This window comes from Gammaproteobacteria bacterium, from assembly GCA_029884425.1.
GTDB lineage: Bacteria > Pseudomonadota > Gammaproteobacteria > S012-40 > S012-40 > JAOUHV01.
This window is the reverse complement of the sequence record JAOUHV010000082.1, coordinates 1-4,034: the sequence shown is the minus strand read 5'-3', so window position 1 is coordinate 4,034 and position 4,034 is coordinate 1. Positions and strand designations below refer to the sequence as shown.

At 48.3% G+C, this 4,034-nt stretch carries 3 protein-coding genes; 1 reads left to right on the top strand and 2 read right to left on the bottom strand.

The annotated features are described in order from the left end of the window. Window positions 1–97: 97 nt before the first annotated feature. Window positions 98–1,147, bottom strand: a complete 1,050-nt coding sequence (locus OEW58_13855) for a phage major capsid protein, P2 family (GenBank protein ID MDH5302430.1) — start codon at window positions 1,145–1,147, stop codon at window positions 98–100. A gap of 66 nt (window positions 1,148–1,213) precedes the next feature. Further along, complete coding sequence (locus tag OEW58_13850; protein ID MDH5302429.1) at window positions 1,214–2,062, bottom strand: GPO family capsid scaffolding protein; 849 nt, start codon at window positions 2,060–2,062, stop codon at window positions 1,214–1,216. 144 nt (window positions 2,063–2,206) lie between these two features. Between OEW58_13850 and OEW58_13845 the strand changes: the two genes are divergently transcribed. Beyond that, window positions 2,207–3,979 carry a terminase family protein gene (locus OEW58_13845; GenBank protein ID MDH5302428.1) on the top strand — a complete coding sequence of 591 codons (1,773 nt, stop codon included), beginning with the start codon at window positions 2,207–2,209 and terminating at the stop codon, window positions 3,977–3,979. Window positions 3,980–4,034 lie beyond the last annotated feature (55 nt).

Below are 4,034 nucleotides of genomic sequence, written 5' to 3'. Positions count from 1 at the left end.
GCTTTCATCCCTGGCCGCATTTTCTGCGGCTAGGGTCTTGATGAAGTGGTCACGCGCTGGTGATCGTCTAAGCATGATTATTCCTTTCTGCTAATGCTTACGCATTCCAGGCGGCGCCGCCCCAGTAAGTGATGTTTTCAACAGCGCAGCACAGGCCCAGGTCTTCGATGACAAAGGCTTCGTTTACACTTTGGAAGTCTTCGATACGGTCGCGCTTTGGATTGTCGATAATCATCCGACGGCGGCTGCCTGTCTGTGAGTAAATAGACAGATTCGAGTCCATCGAATTACCAATGCGGGTAATCATTAGCGAACGGGAGGGGAAATTCGGTACTTCTACCACGGGCAGGCCACCAACACGCTTGTTTGAGAACAGAATATCCAGGGCGGTGGCTTCGGTTGGCGTTCCGGCATGGGTCTTAACCATGGGGATATATTTATCGTCAACCAGGTCTGCGCCGGCAATAACTACCAGCTCATTGTCTCTGGCATACCATGGTTGCAGCAAATTTCCGCGCATGTCCAAGACCAGTTCATCCAGGTTTTGGTAGTCGCTACCGGCCTGGGTTCCCACCTGAACTTTGCCAGCATTGGCGCCCTGAGTTTGGAAGCGTGCTGCCGCCTCGGTGCGTAGTTTTTGCAACCAGCCGATATTGACGTCCTGCAGCAGCGGGTTTGCAACACGATTAGTGGTTGCCGCTGCGCTGGTGCCGTTAAATCCTACGGTCAAACGATCGCGGCCTTGTTGTTTCAAAATGGCATCACGAACCAGGGTCTGAAAGTTTTTGTGCTTGGCCCACGCGTCCAGAATGTTGTAGCGCAAGTGGGTGTCGTAGTTTGTTTGTTTGCACTCATAACCGTGAGGATCAATGCCGGCAATGTCACGAGTTTCACGGTCTGAAACGGTAGTGTCTGTTCTGCCTGCAATAGAACTGGCTGCGCCAATGCCCAGCTTTTCGCCTTTCAGATCATCGACAGGTTGCATGTTGACGAATTGCAAAAACTCGCTACTTTGCTGAATTTGTTCTTCCATGACCTGTTCTACCGATGGCGTTGCGGCGAATTTTTCGCTTACGTTTTCCACGCCGTTTAGTTCGGCAATCCGTTTTAACATGGCGTTGAAGGCTAGGCGGGTTGAATGTTTCATAAGTTCGTTGCTCCTGGTGTCTGTTCAGTGTTTTTCGGTGTTCCGGTTGCTCGCTGAAAATGCGGCCTAGCAGTTGGTTTGATCGTAATCGCTATTCCCACCTGAAGCCTTGCCGCGCTGCCCGCCTTCTGGTGTTTTTGATAGCGTTTCTTTCAGGCCATTGTGATCTGCTAAAAGCGAGGAGTATTGATTGGCGAGGTCATTGAATTTTGTGGTGAGTTCGGAAAATTTGCTTGCCATGTCGTCGTGTGCGTCCAAATTGTCACGCTGGCTTTCGGCGATAAGCTGCACGCTGGATTCGATGCCGCTGAAGCGTTCGTCATCGCTTTTTGTTCTGCGCTTGAATAGTTCAGCGATTGTTGAAAAAAATTGCGCGCCTTTGCTTTCTGATTTTTCCGGTGATTCTGCTTGATTGAACGCACTGAACAATTCGGTGGCGTTTACTTCCTCTGAATCGAACTTGATAAATTCTTGTTTATTGGTCGCTGAAAAAGCAAGAATTTCAGTTCCTCGTGACGCTGGGCTGTCGGTAGCGGCAATTCCAGCAAAGTATGTTTTGCCAGTGCCACAAAAGTTTTTAATGATTTCTACTGATGAAAAAATCTTTTGCTTTGCGTCGTTCAGCAGCTTCATTCCTGGTAGTGCGTCGCCTGTCACAAAAAAACCATACTTCCCATCCAGGGCCGTTCCGTCGTTGATAATCTCGGCTTTAACTTCGGTAATGTCGCCAAGAGCGTCGCCATATCCACCAGCAAAAAAACCACGGTAGTGTTCTGGCCAGATTCGTGCGCCAAAAACCTTTGGATCATAGGTTTCTGCCATGTCTAGGATGTCGCTCTTGCTTAGTTCTCTGCCGTCGATGGTTTGGCCTTCCACCGCTACGCGTCGAAAAACTTTTGCATTTTTGGTTGCCATGTTTGATACCTTGCTGGTTTTTTGTGGTCGCTCCTAGCGAGGTTCGTGCAAGTCGTCGTTGGATTCAATGTGTTGTTGTTGTAGTCGGCGATTCTACAACACAAGGCAATGTTTTAAGGTTGGATAGCGCAATAACCTTGCAGCATGAGTGATCAAGATAGCGCAAAACGATTAGATGCGAAGTACCTGTTCTGGCAGGGCTTTAAAGTCTCGCATATTTCAAAAAAGCTGAGTATAAACGCGGCCACGATTTATTCATGGAAGCGTCGTGACGAGTGGGACTCTACACCAGAAATTAAAAGGGTGGAATTTTGTATAACCACAAGGTTATCTCGATTGGTCGCAAAGGATGAAAAAACAGAAGGCGACCTTCGCGAAATTGAAATGCTGATAAAGGGCTTGAAAGACACTGCCAGGATTCGTAGTTATGACCAAGCCGGAAACGAAGCCGACCTAAACCCAAACATTAAAAAACGGAATGAAGGAAAAAAGAAAAAACCGGTTAAAAACTACCTGAGTGAAGAACAGGTAGAATCCCTGGTCGATGCCTTCCACGGTTCACTGTTCAAGTACCAGCAGGCATGGAATGAGGCCAGAAAGAAAAGCCGAATTCGCAACATTCTAAAATCTAGGCAAATTGGCGCCACCTGGTATTTTGCACGGGAAGCAATCGTCGACGCTGTTGTTAGCGGTGATAATCAAATATTTCTCTCTGCATCCAAGGCCCAGGCATACATTTTCAAGTTGTATATTCTCGCCTTTGTCAAAGAGGTAACCGGGGTCGAATTGTCCGGTGATCCTATCACGCTATGGAATGGCGCCACGCTTTATTTTCTTGGAACGAATATTAAAACCGCCCAAGGATACCATGGGCACGTTTACATGGATGAATACTTCTGGATAGGACGATTTGAAGAATTTCGCAAAGTGGCCAGTGGAATGGCCATGCACAGACGATGGCGGCAAACCTATTTTTCTACACCGTCGTCTGTTACGCATGAGGCGCACCAATTCTGGACTGGGAAACGCCACAATAAAGGCAAGCCAAAAGAACAGCAGATAAACATCGATGTCAGCCACAAGGCGTTAAAGGCTGGCCGTGTTTGTGAGGATGGCCAGTGGCGCCAGATTGTCACAGTTCTGGATGCTATGGATGGTGGCTGCGACCTGTTTGACCTGGATCAGTTGAAACTTGAATACAGTGATGACGAATTCGCCAATCTGTTAATGTGCGAATTTATCGACGATTCGATCAGTGTTTTTTCTTTGCCTATTTTGATGCGTTGCCAAGTTGATGCCTGGGTTGTTTGGGAAGACATCAAGCCGCTGGCGCCTAGGCCGTTTGGTAATCGCCGAGTTTGGCTTGGTTATGATCCAAGCCGGACACGCGATGATGCGGTGGTTGCGGTTATTGCACCGCCAGTAGTCACTGGTGGAAAGTTTCGGTTGCTTGAAGTCGTATCGATGCGAGGGCTTCCATTCCCAGAGCAGGCTAGAAAAATACGAACATTGGTTGCCGAACGATACAACGTGGAGCGTATTAGCGTTGACATTACCGGCATTGGCTACGGTGTGTTTGACCTGGTGCAAGAGTTTTTCCCGGCTGCCCAGGCGATAAAGTATTCGCCAGAAGTCAAGACAAGGCTGGTGTTGAAGACGCTAAACATTATCAACGGCGGCTTGCTTGAATACGATGCCGGCGATACCACCACCACACAGGCGTTTCTATCGGTGCGCAAAACCATGACGCCAACAGGAAATACGGTGACATATGAGGCTGCACGATCTGAAAACGCCGGTCATGGCGACAATGCTTGGGCAATCATGCATGCCCTGGACAACGAACAATTAAGGTCCATCGATCTTGGTGATGGTGGCGGTAATAACATGAAAGATTCAATTGTGGAGATATTCTAATGCCGGACAACAACGATGTAGGGCAGTCAATCAAAAGCGTAGACGAAATTCAGAT

Excerpts from the sequence above, each read along its gene's own strand:
- OEW58_13845 (MDH5302428.1), top strand. The coding sequence starts at position 2,207 with ATGAGTGATCAAGATAGCGCAAAACGATTAGATGCGAAGTACCTGTTC.
- OEW58_13850 (MDH5302429.1), bottom strand. The coding sequence starts at position 2,062 with ATGGCAACCAAAAATGCAAAAGTTTTTCGACGCGTAGCGGTGGAAGGC.
- OEW58_13855 (MDH5302430.1), bottom strand. The coding sequence starts at position 1,147 with ATGAAACATTCAACCCGCCTAGCCTTCAACGCCATGTTAAAACGGATT.